General features: G+C 62.2%; 14 protein-coding genes. 4 read left to right on the top strand and 10 right to left on the bottom strand.

The genetic code is table 11. The annotated features are described in order from the left end of the window. Positions 1 to 14: 14 nt before the first annotated feature. On the bottom strand, positions 15 to 686 hold the full coding sequence (locus tag E0501_RS17540; RefSeq protein WP_137702872.1) for a winged helix-turn-helix domain-containing protein: 672 nt from the start codon (positions 684 to 686) through the stop codon (positions 15 to 17). 204 nt (positions 687 to 890) lie between these two features. On the opposite strand from E0501_RS17540, the gene E0501_RS17535 reads away from it, so the two are divergent. After that, positions 891 to 2024 (top strand): S1C family serine protease, encoded by a 1134-nt coding sequence (locus E0501_RS17535; protein WP_137702693.1) that lies wholly within the window; start codon positions 891 to 893, stop codon positions 2022 to 2024. 152 nt (positions 2025 to 2176) lie between these two features. Beyond that, positions 2177 to 3364, top strand: coding sequence for an ABC transporter substrate-binding protein (locus E0501_RS17530; protein WP_137702692.1), 1188 nt, complete (start codon positions 2177 to 2179; stop codon positions 3362 to 3364). Between the two features lie 188 nt (positions 3365 to 3552). Here E0501_RS17530 and E0501_RS17525 read toward each other — a convergent pair whose 3' ends face one another. From E0501_RS17525 to E0501_RS17510, 4 genes are all read right to left on the bottom strand, one after another. Next, positions 3553 to 4446: an acyl-CoA thioesterase gene (locus tag E0501_RS17525; RefSeq protein ID WP_137702691.1), complete on the bottom strand. Its 894-nt coding sequence runs from the start codon at positions 4444 to 4446 to the stop codon at positions 3553 to 3555. Positions 4447 to 4458: 12 nt separating this feature from the next. Beyond that, complete coding sequence (locus E0501_RS17520) at positions 4459 to 5364, bottom strand: cation diffusion facilitator family transporter (protein ID WP_137702690.1); 906 nt, start codon at positions 5362 to 5364, stop codon at positions 4459 to 4461. 54 nt (positions 5365 to 5418) lie between these two features. Continuing rightward, on the bottom strand, positions 5419 to 5832 hold the full coding sequence (locus E0501_RS17515) for a universal stress protein (RefSeq protein ID WP_137702689.1): 414 nt from the start codon (positions 5830 to 5832) through the stop codon (positions 5419 to 5421). A 98-nt stretch (positions 5833 to 5930) separates the two neighbouring features. After that, the gene (locus E0501_RS17510) at positions 5931 to 7550 is read right to left on the bottom strand and encodes a winged helix-turn-helix domain-containing protein (protein ID WP_161594652.1); all 1620 of its coding nucleotides are present in this window, start codon (positions 7548 to 7550) and stop codon (positions 5931 to 5933) included. A gap of 139 nt (positions 7551 to 7689) precedes the next feature. On the opposite strand from E0501_RS17510, the gene E0501_RS17505 reads away from it, so the two are divergent. Beyond that, complete coding sequence (locus tag E0501_RS17505) at positions 7690 to 8436, top strand: dienelactone hydrolase family protein (RefSeq protein WP_137702687.1); 747 nt, start codon at positions 7690 to 7692, stop codon at positions 8434 to 8436. A 42-nt stretch (positions 8437 to 8478) separates the two neighbouring features. Here E0501_RS17505 and E0501_RS17500 read toward each other — a convergent pair whose 3' ends face one another. The 5 genes from E0501_RS17500 to E0501_RS17480 form a co-directional block, all read right to left on the bottom strand. Beyond that, entirely contained in the window at positions 8479 to 9168 is a 690-nt protein-coding gene (locus E0501_RS17500) for an SGNH/GDSL hydrolase family protein (protein ID WP_235857895.1), read from the bottom strand. A 129-nt stretch (positions 9169 to 9297) separates the two neighbouring features. Next, a complete protein-coding gene (gene polA, locus E0501_RS17495; protein WP_137702686.1) occupies positions 9298 to 12099 on the bottom strand; it encodes a DNA polymerase I in 2802 nt (933 codons plus the stop codon). A 72-nt stretch (positions 12100 to 12171) separates the two neighbouring features. Next, positions 12172 to 13146, bottom strand: a complete 975-nt coding sequence (locus E0501_RS17490) for a hypothetical protein (protein ID WP_137702685.1) — start codon at positions 13144 to 13146, stop codon at positions 12172 to 12174. 81 nt (positions 13147 to 13227) lie between these two features. Next, positions 13228 to 13416: a zinc-finger domain-containing protein gene (locus E0501_RS17485; RefSeq protein ID WP_137702684.1), complete on the bottom strand. Its 189-nt coding sequence runs from the start codon at positions 13414 to 13416 to the stop codon at positions 13228 to 13230. 70 nt (positions 13417 to 13486) lie between these two features. Beyond that, the gene (locus E0501_RS17480) at positions 13487 to 15064 is read right to left on the bottom strand and encodes a DUF5928 domain-containing protein (RefSeq protein ID WP_137702683.1); all 1578 of its coding nucleotides are present in this window, start codon (positions 15062 to 15064) and stop codon (positions 13487 to 13489) included. A gap of 229 nt (positions 15065 to 15293) precedes the next feature. Here E0501_RS17480 and E0501_RS17475 point away from each other — a divergent pair, with 229 nt between their 5' ends. Then, positions 15294 to 16112, top strand: coding sequence for a sulfotransferase family protein (locus E0501_RS17475; RefSeq protein ID WP_137702682.1), 819 nt, complete (start codon positions 15294 to 15296; stop codon positions 16110 to 16112). The last annotated feature ends 87 nt before the right edge of the window (positions 16113 to 16199 follow it).

Genomic DNA, 16199 nt, shown 5'->3' with positions numbered 1-16199 from the left:
GGGCCCCTGCGCCATCATTCAGCGATCCGGTAGCCGGCGCCGCGGACGGTGGTGATCAGTTCGCGCTCGAACGGCTTGTCGACCTTGGCGCGCAGGCGGCTGATATGGGTTTCGACCACGTTGGTTTGCGGGTCGAAATGGATGTCCCAGACCGCTTCGAGCAGCATGGTGCGCGTCTGCACCCGGCCCTTGTTCCGCAGAAGGTGTTCCAGAAGGGAAAACTCACGCGGAAGCAGGTCGATTTCCTTCCCCGCGCGGATGACACGGCGGCGGATCAGGTCCATTTCCAGATCACCGGCGTGCAGCGTGGTTTCCGCTTCGCGCAGGGGCGGGCGGCGGCCAAGTGCCGAAACGCGGGCCGACAATTCGCCAAAGGCGAAGGGTTTGACGAGGTAGTCATCGCCGCCGGCCTTGAGCCCTTCGATCCGGTCATCGACGCCGCCCAGCGAGGTAAGAAAGATTGCGGGGGTTTCGACATGCGCGGCGCGCAGTGCCCGCAAGAGCGAGAGGCCATCGAGATCGGGCAGCATCCGGTCGATCACCAACACATCGTAAGCGGAGGCGCTGGCCTGCGCCAGCGCCTCGCGTCCCGAGGCGAGGCAATCGACGGAATGTCCTTCGTCCGAGAAACTTCGGGCGATGAAATCGGCGGTGGTTTTGTCATCTTCGACGACGAGAAGTTTCATGGCCATGCGCTGAGTGGTTCTGCAACTGACTGTTGAATATGGGGTTTGCCCCTATGAGCCTTCAAGCGCGAGGGGATTTCACCCCAACGTGAAGCGGATTGCAGATTTGCAATCTTCCCGCCGGGTGTCTGTAAGGCACGCGTCCTACCTGTGGGCAGGAAAGCGGGGCGCGTTGCCCCGTCAGGCAAGACAGGAGACGAAAAGATGACGATGACATTTCGCAAAACAGGCACGGCGCTGTCCGCGATCGCGCTGGCGGCGATGATCGGCGCGGCGGGGATGTCGCCCGGGGCGACCACCGCGGCCCCGTATCAACCCGGCGGCTACGTCGAGCTGGTCGAGCGTGTCGCGCCGGCAGTTGTTACCATCGAAGTGGAACAGAAAGCACAGCTGATGAGCGACGCGCAGGGGGCAATGCCGCGCGATTTTCCGTTCGAGGAATTCTACAAGCGGTTCGGCCTGCCGGCGCCCGAGTTCGACCATGGCCCGCGCGGCGAAATGCCGGTGCGCAAGGGGGCCGGGACCGGGTTCATCATTTCCGAAAACGGCCAGATCGTGACCAATGCCCACGTGGTGCATGGCGCCGACACGGTGCGCGTGACGCTGGAGGATGGCCGCAGTTACGAGGCCGAGGTCGTGGGCGAGGATACCGCCACCGATCTTGCCGTTCTCAAGATCGAGGCCCAGGGCCTGACGGCGGTTGCATTTGGCGATTCCGATGCGCTGAAAGTGGGGGAAAACGTGGTGGCGATGGGCAATCCGTTCGGCCTTGGCAACACCGTGACCACGGGCATCGTTTCGGCGGTCGGGCGGGATATCAATGCAGGCCTCTTCGACAATTTCATCCAGACCGATGCGGCGATCAACCGGGGCAATTCAGGCGGGCCGCTTTTCAACGAGGCGGGTGAAGTCGTGGGGATCAACACCGCCATCGTGTCGCCCAGCGGCGGGTCGGTGGGCATCGGGTTTTCGGTGCCTGCGAACATGGCCAAGGCGGTGGTCGAGGACCTGACCGATGACGGGCAGGTTGCGCGCGGCTGGCTGGGCGTGCAGATCCAGCCGGTGAGCGAGGATGTGGCTACGGCATTGGGGCTGGAGGCCGCGCAAGGTGCGATGATCGCGCGGGTGGTCGAAGATACGCCGGCCCAGAAGGCGGGCCTGGAAAAGGGCGATATCGTGCTGGCGGTCGGGGATGCTCCGGTGGAAAGCCCGCGCGATCTGACCCGGCTGATCGCCGGTGACAGCCCGGGCGACACCGTGATGCTGAAGGTGTTGCGCAAGGGGCAGGCACAGGAACTGAGCGTAACGCTGGGTAGCCGCGCGGATCAGCCGGCCTGAGCGTTAACAACACCTTAACGCATCGTTGCGCCGGGGACCGTCTGGTTGCCCGGCGTTTTCTTGCGCGCCGAAACGAATCTTTGGAGAATTCGCCGGGCGGGATAAACTGAATGGAAACAAACAAGACCAACCAACACGGGAGTAACTTGACCATGAAAAGGTTAATTGCTGTTTCAACCATCGCACTGAGCGCCGCTGTGGCCTCGGCCGCGGGGGCGGAAAATGTGAAGATCGGGGTGCTGCTGGGCTTTACCGGGCCGGTGGAAACGCTGGCCCCGCCAGTGGCCGACGCGGCCGAGTTCGCCTTTGCCGAGGCGACGGCCAGCGGCAAGTTCCTGAATGGCGCGACCATCGTTTCGGTGCGGGGTGACTCGACCTGCATTGACTCGGGCGCGGCGGTGGCCGCGGCCGAGCGTGTCGTGACCAGTGATGGGGTGAAGGGCATCGTCGGCGCGGCCTGTTCGGGCGCCACTGGCGCGATCCTGTCGAACGTGGCGGTGCCCAACGGCATCGTGCAGATCTCGCCCTCGGCCACGAGCCCAGCACTGTCGACCGCCGAGGACAACGGCCTGTTCTTCCGCACAGCGCCGAGCGATGCGCGACAGGGCGAGGTGATGACCGAAATCCTGATGGACGACGGTGTGAAAACCGTGGCCGTGACCTATACGAATAACGACTATGGCAAGGGACTGGCAGACAGTTTCGAGGCCGCGTTCACATCTGCGGGGGGCACCGTGACGATCAACGCCGCGCATGAGGACGGCAAGGCCGACTACGCGTCGGAAGTGGCGGCACTTGCCTCGGCCGGGGGCGATCTGCTGGTGGTGATCGGCTATCTGGACCAGGGCGGTGCGGGGATCATCCAGGCCGCGCTGGACAGTGGCGCGTTCGAGCGTTTCCACATGGCCGACGGCATGATCGGCACATCGCTGACCGACAAGTTCGGGACGGCGCTGGATGGGTCGACGGGGCAGCATCCGGGGTCGGACAGCGAGGGGGCGAAGATCCTGGCGGATATGGCAGAGGGCAAGTTCGATGCCTCGTCGCCCTATGCGCTGGAAGGTTATGACGCGAGTGCGCTGATCCTGCTGGCGATGCAGGCGGCGGGCACGTCGGACCCGGCGGCCTACAAGGACAAGGTGATGGACGTGGCCAATGCGCCGGGCGAGAAGATCAACCCCGGAGAACTGGGTAAGGCCCTGGAAATACTGGCAAATGGCGGCGATGTTGATTTCGTTGGCGCGACCAATGTGGAGCTGATCGGCCCGGGTGAGGCCGCCGGTTCCTACCGCGTGGTCAAGATCGAAGGCGGGGAATTCAAGACCGCCGGATACCGGTAAGACAGGGGGCGCGGCGGGTGCCCGCCGCGCCTTTCACCAGGGGACCGTCCCGGGCGGTTAACACGATTTTTCGGCGAAAAATCCGGGGGGGTGACACGCGTGCACCCCCCCGGCTGACATCCGGCTGCCGGGCAAAAATTGCTGATTGGTTAACGAAAGTGATTAACGCGGCGTGCGCTGCCGCATGATCAGCCCTTGGGCGTGATGTTGCGAATAAGCCCCTCTTGCGCGACATCGGCCACCAGCCGGCCATCACGGGTGAAGATGCGGCCCCGGTTGAAACCGCGCGCGCCGCCCGACCAGGGGCTGTCCATGGTGTAGAGCAGCCAGTCGTCGGCGCGGAACGGCCCGTGAATCCACAGCGCGTGATCGAGCGAGGCGAATTGCATGTCGGGATCGGCGAAGGCCTTGCCATGCGCGAACGCCGAGGTGCCCAGAAGCCCGAAATCGGAGGCATAGGCCAGCGCGGCGCGGTGCAGGTTGGGATCGTCGCCGATATGGCCGGTGACGCGGAACCAGTAGGTCTGTTCAGCGCTGGGTTCGCGGGTAAAGGGTGGGCGCGGCGTGATGTGGCGCATTTCGATCGGGCGCGGGATGGAGAGCCATTTGAGAAACATCTCGGGCAGCTCGCCCTTGTGCGCGGCGGCGAGTTCTTGTTCGTTCTTGAGTTCTTCGGGCGCGGGCACGTCGGGCATCGGATCCTGATGCGTGAGGCCCGGCTCCTCGACCTGGAATGAGGCCGCGAGGTTGAGGATGGGTTTGCCGCTTTGCACCGCGATCACCCGGCGGGTGGCAAAGCTGCGGCCGTCGCGGTCGCGCTCGACCTGGTAGAGCACGGGCTTGGTGGCGTCGCCGGGGCGCATGAAATAGCCGTGCAGCGAATGCGCGGGGCGATCGGCATCGACGGTGCGGATCGCGGCCATCAGCGCCTGGGCGATGACCTGCCCGCCAAAGCTGCGGCCGCTGCCGCCCGGCGTGGCGATGCCGCGAAAGAAGTTTTCCTCGATCGGTTCGACATCGAGCACCGACACGAGGCTATCGGCCAGTTCCTGCGGGGTGGGGCGGGGTTTGGAATCGCTCATCGGTATCTTTCGTCAGTGGCCGATCTGCGGGGCGCTGGTGCAGGCCTCGGCCCGGGTTTCGAGTTCAAGCACAGAATGGCTGAGCGCGAAGCGGGTCTGCAACAGTGACTTGAGGTCGCGTCGGACGATTTCATGCGCGGCGCCGGGGCTGAGCACGACATGCGCTTCGAGCGCGGCGTCGTGTTCGTCCATGTACCAGAGGTGGACGTGGTGGATGCTGTCGACGCCCGGTGTCGCCTCCATCGCGGCGATGAGTGCGGGCAGATCGGTCTCTTCCGGTGCGCCGAGCATGAGCACGCGGATCACCGGGCGGATGCCCTGGCCTGCGTGCCACAGGATGTAGCCGGCGATGAAAAGGGTAACGATCGGGTCGATCAGGCGCCAGTCGTAGAGCAGGATGAGCGTGCCCGCGACGATCACGGCGACCGATCCCATTGCATCGGCGAGGTTGTGCAGGAAGGCCGCGCGCATGTTCATCGAATGCTTCGAGAGCTGGAAGATGAGCAGCGCGGTGATCGTGTCGATCACCAGAGCGATGCCGGCGACGACGACAACGATCCAGCCTTCGACCGCGACCGGATTTAAGAGCCGTTCGACCCCTTGCGCGGCGAGGTAGAGCGCGATGACGATAAGCGTGGTGTAATTGACCATGGCCGCCACCACCTCGGCCCGGGCATAGCCGAAGGTCATTGAGGCATCGGCGGGGCGGCGGCCGATGCGGCGGGCATAGAAGGCGATGACGAGCGACAGCGCATCGGAGAGGTTGTGGATCGCGTCGGCGATGAGCGCGAGACTGCCCGAGATCACGCCTGCGACGATCTGGGCCAGCGTCAGCAGGATGTTGACCGCGACGGCCAGCCCGACGCGCCGGTCGCCTGCCAGATCGGCGTGATGGTGATGGTGGTGATCGTGCGGCATGGGCCGAGTTAGGGCCAGACGCGGGCGAACCGCAAGGGGGCGACGCCGCAGCGTTTAGTTGCGCACGACATAGACCGAGCATTCGGCGTGCGACACGACATGGCTGGCCGTGGTGCCGAGCAGGTAATCCTGGATCCGGGGGTTGGCCGCCTCGATCACGATGAGATCAACCTGTTCCTCGTGCGCGAGTTTCACGATCTGGCGGTGCACCGCGCCCTTGCGCACGGTGGTGGTGATCTCGACCCCTTCGGCGGGGTGGGCGGCGAGGAATTTGTCGAGTTCGCCCGACCAGTATTTGACCGAGTCGTAGATGTTCAGATTGCGCTCGATCTCGGGGGCGACGGTGGCGACGATCAGGCGCGCGCCGCGGCGGCGGGCCATTTCGACGGCTTCGTCATAGGCGGCGGTGTCGATCTTGGCGTGGCGCAGATTGACAGGGCAGAGGATGGTTTTCGTTTCGCGCGTCATGGGACCTCCTTTCCGGGTAGGGTACCCGGAGATGGCGGATTCGCGAAATCGGGGCGGCGCGCGCGGCGATTTGGGTGCTTCATGCGGCGGCGGGCGCGTCAGTCCTCGGGCAGGCCGGCCTTGCGAAAGCCATTTGCAAAATGGTCGCGATAGGCAGGATCATGGATCGAGGCCGAGGCGAGTAGAGCAGACACGGTGGCGGTGCGGCCGAGAGAGTCATACTCCATCGCCATCCATTCTGCTTCGTCCAGGTTTCCCATCTGGCCGTAGGTCGCGATCAAGAAGCGATACGGGAACGGAGCCGTCGGGTTGCGATCGCGTGCGGTGACGAGCGCGGCCTCGGCGGTTTGGTAGTTGGCGAGGAAGTAGTTGGCCATGCCTTCGGCAAGGAAATACCAGTATGGCGGGATCGGGTTTCGCTCGAACGCGCTGGCAATCAGGGGCAACGCATCGTCAGCGCGCCCGTCGAAGATGTAAATGTTGGCCAGGAACACATAGGCATCGACATAGTTGGGATCGAGCCGAATGGCGGTTTCATAGGCCTGGGTGGCTTTGTTCACGTCAGTGGCAAAACTGCGCGTATAGAGCCGTCCGAGCGAAAACCAGGCAAAGGGCAGGTCCGGGTCGAGGTCAACAGCGCGCTGGGCCGCCTGGAAGGCAAGCGCGATGTATTTGTCGCGTTCGTTGGTCCAGTTGTTTTCCACCCGGAAGCTGAAGACCTGGGCCAGGTGGGCATGGGCCAGGGCGAAATCGGGGTCGTGACGCAGGGCCGTCATCAGGGCTTCTTCGGCGGCGATGTTGGTATCTCGGGTGTAGAGGTTTTCAAGCGCGCGACCGCGCAGATAGGCATCGTGGGCTTCGATGCTGGTGGTGCCGCGGACGCCGAGGCGCGCGCGTTCGGTGGCTGAGAGGCGGACCGAGAGTACCCGGACCAGCTCATCCAGCACGCTGTCCTGAAACGCGAAGATATCGCTGACAGAACCTTCGTAACGTTCCGCCCAGACGTTGCGCCCGGTGGTGCCGTCGACCAGAGAGGCCGACAGGCGCAGATCAGTCGCGACACGGCGCACACTGCCATCGAGCACGTAATCGGCATTGAGCGCGCTGGCGATATCGCGGGGGTCGCGTCCGTTTGCCTGTTGCGAGAAGGCTGTCCCGCGCGAGATCACCCGAAGATCGGAGATGTTCGACAGGCTGATGATCAGGTCTTCTGCGACGCCGTTCGAGAAATAGGCTTGGTCGTCTTCGCCGCTCATGTTGCGGAAGGGCATGACGGCGATGGTGATGGGGTCGGAGTTTTCGGGCGCCGGATTTCGCAGGAACCAATAGCCCGTCGCAGCGGCACCCAGGGCGAGGATCAGAACGAAGATGGCAATTCGCGAAAACAGGCGGGGGCGTTGCGCGGCCACCCTGGCCGGTTCAGTGGGAACCAGACGATAGCCCTTTTTCGGGACGGTGGCGAGATAGGTGCTGTCGGATCCCAGTGCTTTGCGGATCTCCGATACGCACTGGACCAGGCTGTCATCGGTCACATGAGTGCCGGCCCAGACGGTTTCCATCAGGACCTGTTTGGAGACGACAGAACCGGCGTTGTCGCAGAGTATCTCGAGCACGCGCGCTGTCTGGGCGCGAAGAGCGATGACTTTACCGCTCGCATCGGCGACCTCGCCAATTACGGGGTCGAAACTGTGATCGCCAATTCGGATGTTTTTCGTCATTTCTTCGGCCCGGTTTCGGGACATTGCGGTCCGGTCTCGTCTTCACTTTACAGGCCGCCGGCGGTCTCACCAAGAAAGATGCCTCGACGGCCGGAAAGCAATACTCGGATTAAAATACTCGGACTAAACGGAGGACAAAATGTTCAAGTTCGCAGCCATTACCGCCCTTACCACAATGATTGCCGGAGCCGGGCAGGCCGGGCAAGACGTGACTTACAAGGTCGGAGGCGAAACATTCGAGGGTTATTTTGCCGAGGCAGAGAATGCGTCGGCGACAGTCGTGATCTTGCCAACCTGGAACGGGATATCGGATTACGAGAAGGACCGTGCACAGATGCTGATGAAGCAGGGATACAATGCCCTGGCCGCAGATGTGCACGGCGTGGACGCGTTGCCGCGTTCGATGGAAGAGAAGCAGGCGGCCTACGAGGCGTTCTTTCGCGACCAGGAGCGGCTGCAAGCGCTGCTGCGCGAAATCGTCGAGGTCGCGTCCGAGCGTGGTGACGGCGATGTTTTCGTGATGGGCTATTCGATGGGTGGCGGTGCGACGATGGAGCTGGCGCGCTCGGGGCTCGGCAATGCGCTGGGTGTGGACGGCTATGCCGTCTTCTCGGGTCGGGTTTCGGATCCGCAGGGGCGGATGATGCCCGACGGCACGGCGCCGATCTTTGTCGCCCACGGTGAAAAAGATGCCCGCGTGCCGGTCAGCGGCCTGACCAATTTCGAGGATGATCTCGACCTTGCCGGGATCACGTATGACATCCACATCTACCCCGGGGCGGGGCATCTTTTTTCGGCCATGGGGTTTCCGAACTACAACGCGGCGGCGGATGCCGACAGCTGGGCCGCTTACCTTGAGTTCCTGGGCGGACGGCCGGACAGCTGAGGCATTGGACGGGGATCCCGGCGCGGGTCCGCGCCGGGCGGCTCACTGCGCTGTCAGGATCACCTGCGCCAGCCGCCGCGCGATGGCATCGGAGGCCTTGAGCGAGGGGTGGATGCGGTCGACCGCGTGGAAGGACAGATCGCCCTCGGGCACCAGATCGGTGAGGGAATGGAAGTGCACGTTTGGGTCGATCTCGGCCAGGCGGGCGATGCGGGCTTCGAGCTCGTCGCCTTCGTCCTTGCAGGATTCGATGGGCGAGGAGAAGCCGGGGCTGCGCAGGTAACCAACGATCAGGATGCGGGCGCCGGAGCTGCGGCGGATTTTCTGCACCAGCGAGGGGATCGAGCCGCGGCGGCCGTTTTCGGCGATCAGGCGGTCGAGCTTGTGATCGCAGGCGTGGCAGCCACAGCCAAGCCACAGGTCATTTCCGCCGCCATTCATCACCACCCAGTCCCAATCGCCCTTGCGGTATTGCCTGGGGATGGAAAGGCCCATCGCGCCGGTGAGCGGCAGGTTGTAGATCATCCGGGCGCCGGCGACAGCGTGATCGTCGACCTGCGCGCGCAGGTAGCGGGCCAGCCGGCTGCCGACATTGCGTTCCGAAATGCGGTGCGAGGCGAGAAGGGAATCGCCGATGACAAGGATGCGCGGGCCGGGCTGATCGCTCGCCTGAACGGCGGCGGGCAGGGCCAGGAATGCGATCGCGGCGATCAGGGCGCGCAGGGTTGTCATGCGGGTTACCTCCGGTCTTCCTGCGCGGAGCATAGCGGCGCAGGGTTCAATCTTGGTGAACGCGGGCCGCGAGATCAAGCAGCGCTGTTTCCCATGTGGAAACAGTTGCGGGCAATTCGAAGGATTGTGTCAGTGCGCCTCGGCCCAGTTGGCGCCCTGGCCGGCATCGACGGTCAGCGGGATATCGAGATGCACGGCCGGATCGGAGGCGCCTTCCATCACGTCGCGGGCGACCTCTATCAGCTTGTCGACCGCATCGTCCTCGACCTCGAAGAGAAGTTCGTCATGCACCTGCAGGAGCATCTTCGCTGGAAGGTTGCTGATCGCGTCTGGCATGCGGATCATGGCGCGGCGGATGACGTCGGCAGCGGTGCCCTGGATCGGGGCGTTGATCGCGGCGCGGCGGGCAAACCCGGCGCGAGGGCCCTTGGCCGAGATCTCGGGGGTGTGGATCTTGCGGCCGAAGAGGGTCTGGACAAAACCGTGTTCCTTGGCGAAGTCCACGGTTTCATCCATGTAGGCGCGGATGCCCGGGTAACGCTCGAAATACTCGTCGATGAAGGCCTGCGCTTCGCCGCGGGGGATGCGCAGGTTGCGGGCGAGGCCGAAGCCGGAAATGCCGTAGATCACGCCGAAATTGATCGCCTTGGCACGGCGGCGGATTTCTGGGGTCATTTCATCGAGCGGCACGTCGAACATCTCGCTTGCCGTCATGGCGTGGATGTCCTGGCCATCGCGGAAGGCCTGTTTCATCGTGCCGATATCGGCGACATGGGCGAGGATGCGCAGCTCGATCTGGGAATAATCGAGCGAGACGAGGCGGGTGCCCTGAGGCGCGACGAAGGCTTCGCGGATGCGGCGGCCTTCCTCGGTGCGCACGGGGATGTTCTGCAGGTTCGGATCGGTCGAGGCGAGGCGCCCGGTGGAGGCGCCCGTCTGCACGTAGGAGGTATGCACGCGGCCGGTTTCGGGGTTGATGTGATCCTGCAGCGCGTCGGTATAGGTGGATTTCAGTTTCGACAGCTGGCGCCAGTCGAGCACGCGGGCGGGCAGTTCGTGTTCGGTGGCCAGGTCCTCGAGCACGTCGGCGCCGGTGGCATAGGCGCCGGTCTTGCCCTTCTTGCCGCCTTCGAGACCCATCTTGTCGAACAGGATCTCGCCCAGCTGTTTTGGCGAGCCGACGTTGAATTTCTCGCCTGCGAGTTCGTGAATCTCGTCTTCGAGCGCGGCCATTTTCTGGGCAAAGGCATTGGACATGCGCGAGAGCGTATCGCGGTCGACCTGGATGCCGTTCATCTCCATCCGGGCGAGCACGGGCACGAGCGGGCGTTCCAGCGTTTCATAGACGGTGGTCACACGTTCGCGGTGCAACTGCGGTTTGAACAGGTGCCAGAGCCGCAGAGTGATATCGGCGTCTTCGGCGGCGTATTTCACCGCCTCGTCAATCGGCACGCGATCGAAGGTGATGGCTGATTTGCCCGAGCCGATCAGCTCTTTGATCGGGATCGGGCTGTGGCCGAGATAACGTTCCGAGAGCGCGTCCATGCCGTGGCCGTGCAGGCCGGAATACATGGCATAGGACATCAGCATGGTATCGTCGATCGGTGCAACGGTGATGCCGTGGCGGGCAAAGATCTTGGCATCGTATTTCATGTTCTGCCCGATCTTCAGCACCGCGTCGTCCTGAAGCACGGGTTTCAGCAGTTTCAGCGCCTCGTCCGCGTCCATCTGCCCTTCGGCCAGATCATCCGAGCCGAAGAGGTCGTCGGAATTGCCGGCCTTGTGGGCAAGCGGGATGTAACATGCCTCGCCGGGGATGACCGAAAGCGAGATGCCGACAAGCTCGGCCTGCATTTCATCGAGCGAGGTGGTTTCGGTGTCGACGGCGACATAGCCGCGCTGGTGGATCAGGTCGATCCAGCGTTGCAGCGCCGCGGCGTCCTGCACGTGTTCGTATTTCGACGGGTCGACCGGTGGGAACTCGGGCGCGGGATCGTTTCCATCGGCGGTTTTGACCGGGGTGTCCTCGATGATCGGGGGTTCGACGCCCATCTTGTCGGCGATGCGCTTGCTGAGCGTGCGGAATTCCATCGAGGCGAGGAACGGCAGGAGCTGTTCGGGGTCGGGGTCTTTCACCTCGAGATCGTCGATGGTGAAATCGAGCGGGGTGTCGTTCTTGAGCTGGACCAGATCGCGTGACATGCGGATCTGGTCGGCTTTATCGATCAGGGTTTCGCGGCGCTTGGGCTGCTTGATCTCGTCGGCGCGTTCGAGAAGTGTCTCGAGATCGCCGTATTCGTTGATCAGCAGCGCCGCCGTCTTGATGCCGATGCCCGGCGCGCCGGGCACGTTATCGACGCTGTCGCCAGCGAGCGCCTGCACATCGACCACACGTTCGGGGGGCACGCCGAATTTCTCGACCACGCCGTCGCGGTCGATGCGGCGGTTTTTCATCGCGTCGAGCATTTCGACGCCGCCGCCGACAAGCTGCATCAGGTCCTTGTCGGAGGAAATGATGGTGACGCGCCCGCCCAGATCGCGCGCCTGCGTGGCGAGCGTGGCGATGATATCGTCGGCCTCATAGCCTTCGATTTCCTTGCAGGCGATGTTGAACGCGCGGGTCGCCTCGCGCGTCAGCGGGAATTGCGGCACCAGGTCCTCGGGTGCGGGGGGCCGGTTGGCCTTGTAGTCGGGGTAGATGTCGTTGCGGAAGCTCTTGCCCGAGTAGTCGAAGATCACCGCGACATGGGTGGGCGCATCATCGCCGGTGGCCTCTTCGACATATTTCTGCAGCATGTTGCAGAAGCCCGAGACCGCGCCAATGGGCAGCCCATCGGATTTGCGGGTGAGCGGCGGAAGGGCGTGATAGGCGCGGAAGATGAAGGCCGAGCCGTCGATGAGATGCAGGTGGCAGCCTTTGCCGAATGACATATGCGGTTCCCCCGGGTTTGGTTCTTGTTTCGCACAAGGGGCGGGGTGGGGCCAGAGGGTTTGGCGACAAAGTCAGTCTTGTTGTGGCCGGAACCAATCTGCGGCCTGATCGGCCAGCGCCATGCAGGATTTCAAAAGGTCTTCGCGAGCATGGGCTTTCAGGGTTTCGAAGTCTTCTTCAAGCTCGCCGATGTTTGGGAGCACGGGAAGATCAGACCAGTCCCGCATACGCACCTCACCCAACCGCGAAACAAGGTAGCTATTGTAGTTACTTCGTTCCCGGAAGCTCTGAGCCTCCTCCTTGGTGATCCGAAAGGCCCTGCGAAAACGCGAATGTTCGTTCGCGAGCGACGATAACCTGTTGTAGCTGAGAAGAGGTTGACCCAGATAGTTCGCGGCCGCCTTGAAAAACAGGAGATTCCCGCCGATCGAAGGGTTTATTTCGCGTTTAGGAACAACGAGCGTATCCCTCAGGTGGCCAAGCCCGGTCCGTTCAAGGAAATCGTCGCGAATATCCCCGTTGACGAGGCGATCGCGATCAAACCAAGCAAGCGTAAGCGCACCTTGCTGTTCCCACATTTCGACAAATCTGACGATATCAAAAACCCGGCGGTCTTTCCGGCCGAATTTTTCGAAATCCGTCTTGTTGTGAATTTTTTGGCGGTATGACGACACTGCATAGTCCAAAAGCTCACGGACATAGCAGATTATCTGAACCGCATCATGTGGGATCAGGCTGAGAAACATGCCGACCCGTTCAAGGCTGGGAAGGTTTTGCAGGCCTTCACTGGAAAGAATCAGGGTGTGATGGTGATCCTTGATTTCCGCAAGGGTTTCGGACGCAAGTTCTGGGTTCCACTCGGGTGTTTTTCTGGGGTGCAGTTCGTTTGCGAGCCTGTGATGGGCGACGCCGCGGAAACGGCCGGCCAGCGGATACAGAACTCCGGCGCTATCAAGAGCTTTCCGGCTCAGGTGCAGGCTTTGCTGAAGAGCGCTGGTACCTGACTTGTGCCTTCCGATGTGAAGTATGACTTTTTGAATGGCCATGAAGGCAACCTTTTCAGGGGCACAAATACTTTCACAACGAAAAAGTCGGCTGCGTGGAACAGATCGAAGGCGGCGCCCGGCTTACGCCTGCTCGACCTTGCCTTCGAAGTCCTTGTGGATGATTTTCGCATCGCAATAGGGACATTCGACAAAGCCGGTCTCGTGCGGGATCTGCAGCCAGACGCGGGGATGGCCAAGGGCACCTTCGCCGCCATCGCAGGAAACGCGCCACTGATCGACGATGCGGGTTTCTGGGGCCTGTGTGACCATCACTGTCATTCCTCTGGAAGTGTCGAATTCGCGGGCGAATATGGGCGATCGCAACGCGGGGGGCAAGGGATCAATCGGCGAAGAGGTAATCGGTTTTCGCGATTTCCAGCGCCTTGTCATGGCCGACGGCCAGGAAGTTCTGAAGCGCTTCGGCATTGGCCTCGGCGTCTTCGGCCTCGCGCATGCGGTAGTGGTTGTCGAAGCCCGCGTCGCGGATCTGGTCGATCTCGAACTGGATATCGCCGCGGATTGTCGGCAGGAGCCGGTCGAGCGTTTCCTGCGGGGTCTTTTCACCTGCCAGCCCGACCCGCATGGCGTGACCGATCAGGTAGTCATCGGAGAAGACGCAATCAAGCTCGAGCAGGCGGGTGACCGAACGGTCGGCGCAGAAATCATTGAGCAGGTCTATGTTGTTGGGATCGAGGCAGATGATCAGCCGGTCGGTATCGTAGTAGTCGAACAGCATGCGCATCAGCGCCCGGCGGTGGCGGTGGCGTTTGCCCATGGTCGACTGGATGCCGCCCAGATCCGGCAGCTGGCAGCCCTCTTCGTTGAAGAGATACTCGATGCAGGGGATGTTGGTCATTGTGCGGATGCGTTCGACTAGGCGCTTGGCGACGTGCCATTTCTTGCAGACGACGATCAGCAGTTCGCGTTCCCGCCCGAGCGTCGATTCCGTTTCCCAGAAGCGGGTGGCGAAGCGGCGGCCGATACGGCCGCGGCCGGTGAGGAACTTGAAGAGCGACCGGCCTTCGTTGGAGATTTTGAAATCCCAGCCGCGTGTGGCGTAGAGAAGGCCGAGGCGGCGTTTGAGCTCTTTCGCCTCGGGCGAGATTTTCCGCGCGAAGAGGAAATCCTGCGAAAGCAGCAGGTCGTAGTGATCGTTGTAGAACGTCACCGGCATGCCGTAATCGGTGAACATCAGGAAGGTCAGCGTACGCGACCGGATTTCCTTTTCCGGCACGAGGTGGCGCACCAGCGTCTGGAAGAAGGTTTCATCAGGAATCCAGGTGGTGCGGAAAAAACGCATCACGTCGGGGCGTTCGCGGGTGAAATCGAGGATCCATTCGATCGTGCGGCGGCGCAGGCACCACCATTGCGAGCCGATCATGACCTGGATGTCCTGGGGAATCTCGCGGGTGATCCCCAGCCGTTTCTGCAACTGGAACATCGCGTAGAAGCGGCGTTTCTGCGTGCGTTCGTTGAACCATTGGCGATAGATCAGTCGCTCTTCTTTCCAGCCGGTCTTGATCCAGTCGGATTCGAAATAGTCGAAGCTTTCGATATAGTCCGCATCGTCGCGGTCGAGAAACTCATGGGCGTATTCGGCGGATTTGATCGCCATGCAATCGCCCGAGAGCATGTAGAAATGCGTGGCACGGGGAAAAGCCTCGACCGCGGCTTCGACGGCGTGCAGCGTGGCCTTCACGAGGCTCCATTCGCCCCAGCCACACTTGATGCGCTTTTGCGCGAAGGTGACATTGGGGTTGCCGTCGAGCGCGCTTCGGATCTCATCATAGTATTCGGGTTTGGCGCTGGCGTCGAAATGGATCGACATGTAATCGCCCACGGCCGTGAGCCGTTCGGCCTGCTTAATGATGGCCTCGGGGTCTTTGTGGCACAGTAATATGAAGGCTATTCTTGCCATTCAGGAAACGGTCCAATGGTTATGCCCCGGCATTGTTAACCTAATAGAGGTGAATGGTGTTTGAATAAACCGGGTTTGGAGAGTTTTTTCCGCCCGTATTCCCCCGGAGGTCGATTGAGTCCGTGCGGACACAGCGCCGTGAGCTGCGGAAAACATCATTTGTTTAGGAATTTGCGAATGATATAAAGGCGACAAAGAACAAGAACGATATGTTTGGAGGCAGTGCGTCATGGGGTTTCCGGGAACCTGGATGACCGAGAGTGAAAGTGTGGTTTACCGGGTGGTGCCGAAATGTGCCTGCTCGACCATCGGGCAGATCATGTATTTCTCGGACCACGGCGCGTTTTTCGACGGCGACATCCATGACGCGACAGATGGTCTGCACAAGTGGGCGCGCGAGGCTAGCCAGCTGCTGATCAACGCGAATGTGAAGACGCACAGTTCCTACGCGTTCACCTGCGTACGCAACCCCTATACCCGTATCCTGTCGTCGTTCTTCGACAAGATCTGCGGCATCCAGCGCAACGGCAAGCGCTATCGCGGGAACCTGGTGCCGCTGCTGATCCAGAAATACGGGATAGAGGTGGGCGACCCGGAGAACGGGTTCGAGTTCGACCAGATCAAATCGTTCCGGCGCTTCCTGCTGTTCGCGCGCGACACGATCCGATGGCGCCGTCCGATGGAGCCCGACATTCACTGGAGTGCGATGTCGGGCCATGTGAGCACCTTCATCGTGAACGGGGGGCGCTATGACAAGATTTTCTGGACGGAAGCGTTCAACGACGGCATGCAGGATGTGCTGGACCACATCGAGACGCCGGTGAAAGTGAAGCTGGACAAGGTGCCGCGGTTCAACGAGAGCGAAGGCCACGGGCCCAAGCGGGCGCATCCGGTGGAGGACTATTTCGACGATCTGTCGATGCACCTGATCTATGAGATTTATCACCGCGATTTCGACCTGTTCAAATACGACTTCGAAGACCCGTCGAACAAGATGCCGGTGGGCGAGATCGACCTTGACGAGGTGCACGCCAAGCTGGGCGAGTGAGGCCGGCGGGGTGACGCTCGTTCCGGGCGAGCCCGGAACATCGCCCCACCCGCCGTCCCGCAGGGCGCGGATCGGCCGCGGGCTGGC

Source organism: Marimonas lutisalis (assembly GCF_005434965.1).
Taxonomy (GTDB): Bacteria; Pseudomonadota; Alphaproteobacteria; order Rhodobacterales; family Rhodobacteraceae; genus Marimonas_A; species Marimonas_A lutisalis.
The sequence above is the reverse complement of the archived record's forward strand: the minus strand, read 5'-3'. Positions and strand labels throughout refer to the sequence as shown.

Bases quoted from the DNA above. Each gene is read 5' to 3' on its own strand.
- E0501_RS17535 (WP_137702693.1), top strand. From the start codon at position 891: ATGACGATGACATTTCGCAAAACAGGCACGGCGCTGTCCGCGATCGCG.
- E0501_RS17515 (WP_137702689.1), bottom strand. From the start codon at position 5,832: ATGACGCGCGAAACGAAAACCATCCTCTGCCCTGTCAATCTGCGCCAC.
- E0501_RS17540 (WP_137702872.1), bottom strand. From the start codon at position 686: ATGAAACTTCTCGTCGTCGAAGATGACAAAACCACCGCCGATTTCATC.
- E0501_RS17475 (WP_137702682.1), top strand. From the start codon at position 15,294: ATGGGGTTTCCGGGAACCTGGATGACCGAGAGTGAAAGTGTGGTTTAC.
- E0501_RS17530 (WP_137702692.1), top strand. From the start codon at position 2,177: ATGAAAAGGTTAATTGCTGTTTCAACCATCGCACTGAGCGCCGCTGTG.
- polA (WP_137702686.1), bottom strand. From the start codon at position 12,099: ATGTCATTCGGCAAAGGCTGCCACCTGCATCTCATCGACGGCTCGGCC.
- E0501_RS17510 (WP_161594652.1), bottom strand. From the start codon at position 7,550: ATGACGAAAAACATCCGAATTGGCGATCACAGTTTCGACCCCGTAATT.
- E0501_RS17520 (WP_137702690.1), bottom strand. From the start codon at position 5,364: ATGCCGCACGATCACCACCATCACCATCACGCCGATCTGGCAGGCGAC.
- E0501_RS17490 (WP_137702685.1), bottom strand. From the start codon at position 13,146: ATGGCCATTCAAAAAGTCATACTTCACATCGGAAGGCACAAGTCAGGT.
- E0501_RS17500 (WP_235857895.1), bottom strand. From the start codon at position 9,168: ATGACAACCCTGCGCGCCCTGATCGCCGCGATCGCATTCCTGGCCCTG.
- E0501_RS17525 (WP_137702691.1), bottom strand. From the start codon at position 4,446: ATGAGCGATTCCAAACCCCGCCCCACCCCGCAGGAACTGGCCGATAGC.
- E0501_RS17485 (WP_137702684.1), bottom strand. From the start codon at position 13,416: ATGGTCACACAGGCCCCAGAAACCCGCATCGTCGATCAGTGGCGCGTT.
- E0501_RS17480 (WP_137702683.1), bottom strand. From the start codon at position 15,064: ATGGCAAGAATAGCCTTCATATTACTGTGCCACAAAGACCCCGAGGCC.
- E0501_RS17505 (WP_137702687.1), top strand. From the start codon at position 7,690: ATGTTCAAGTTCGCAGCCATTACCGCCCTTACCACAATGATTGCCGGA.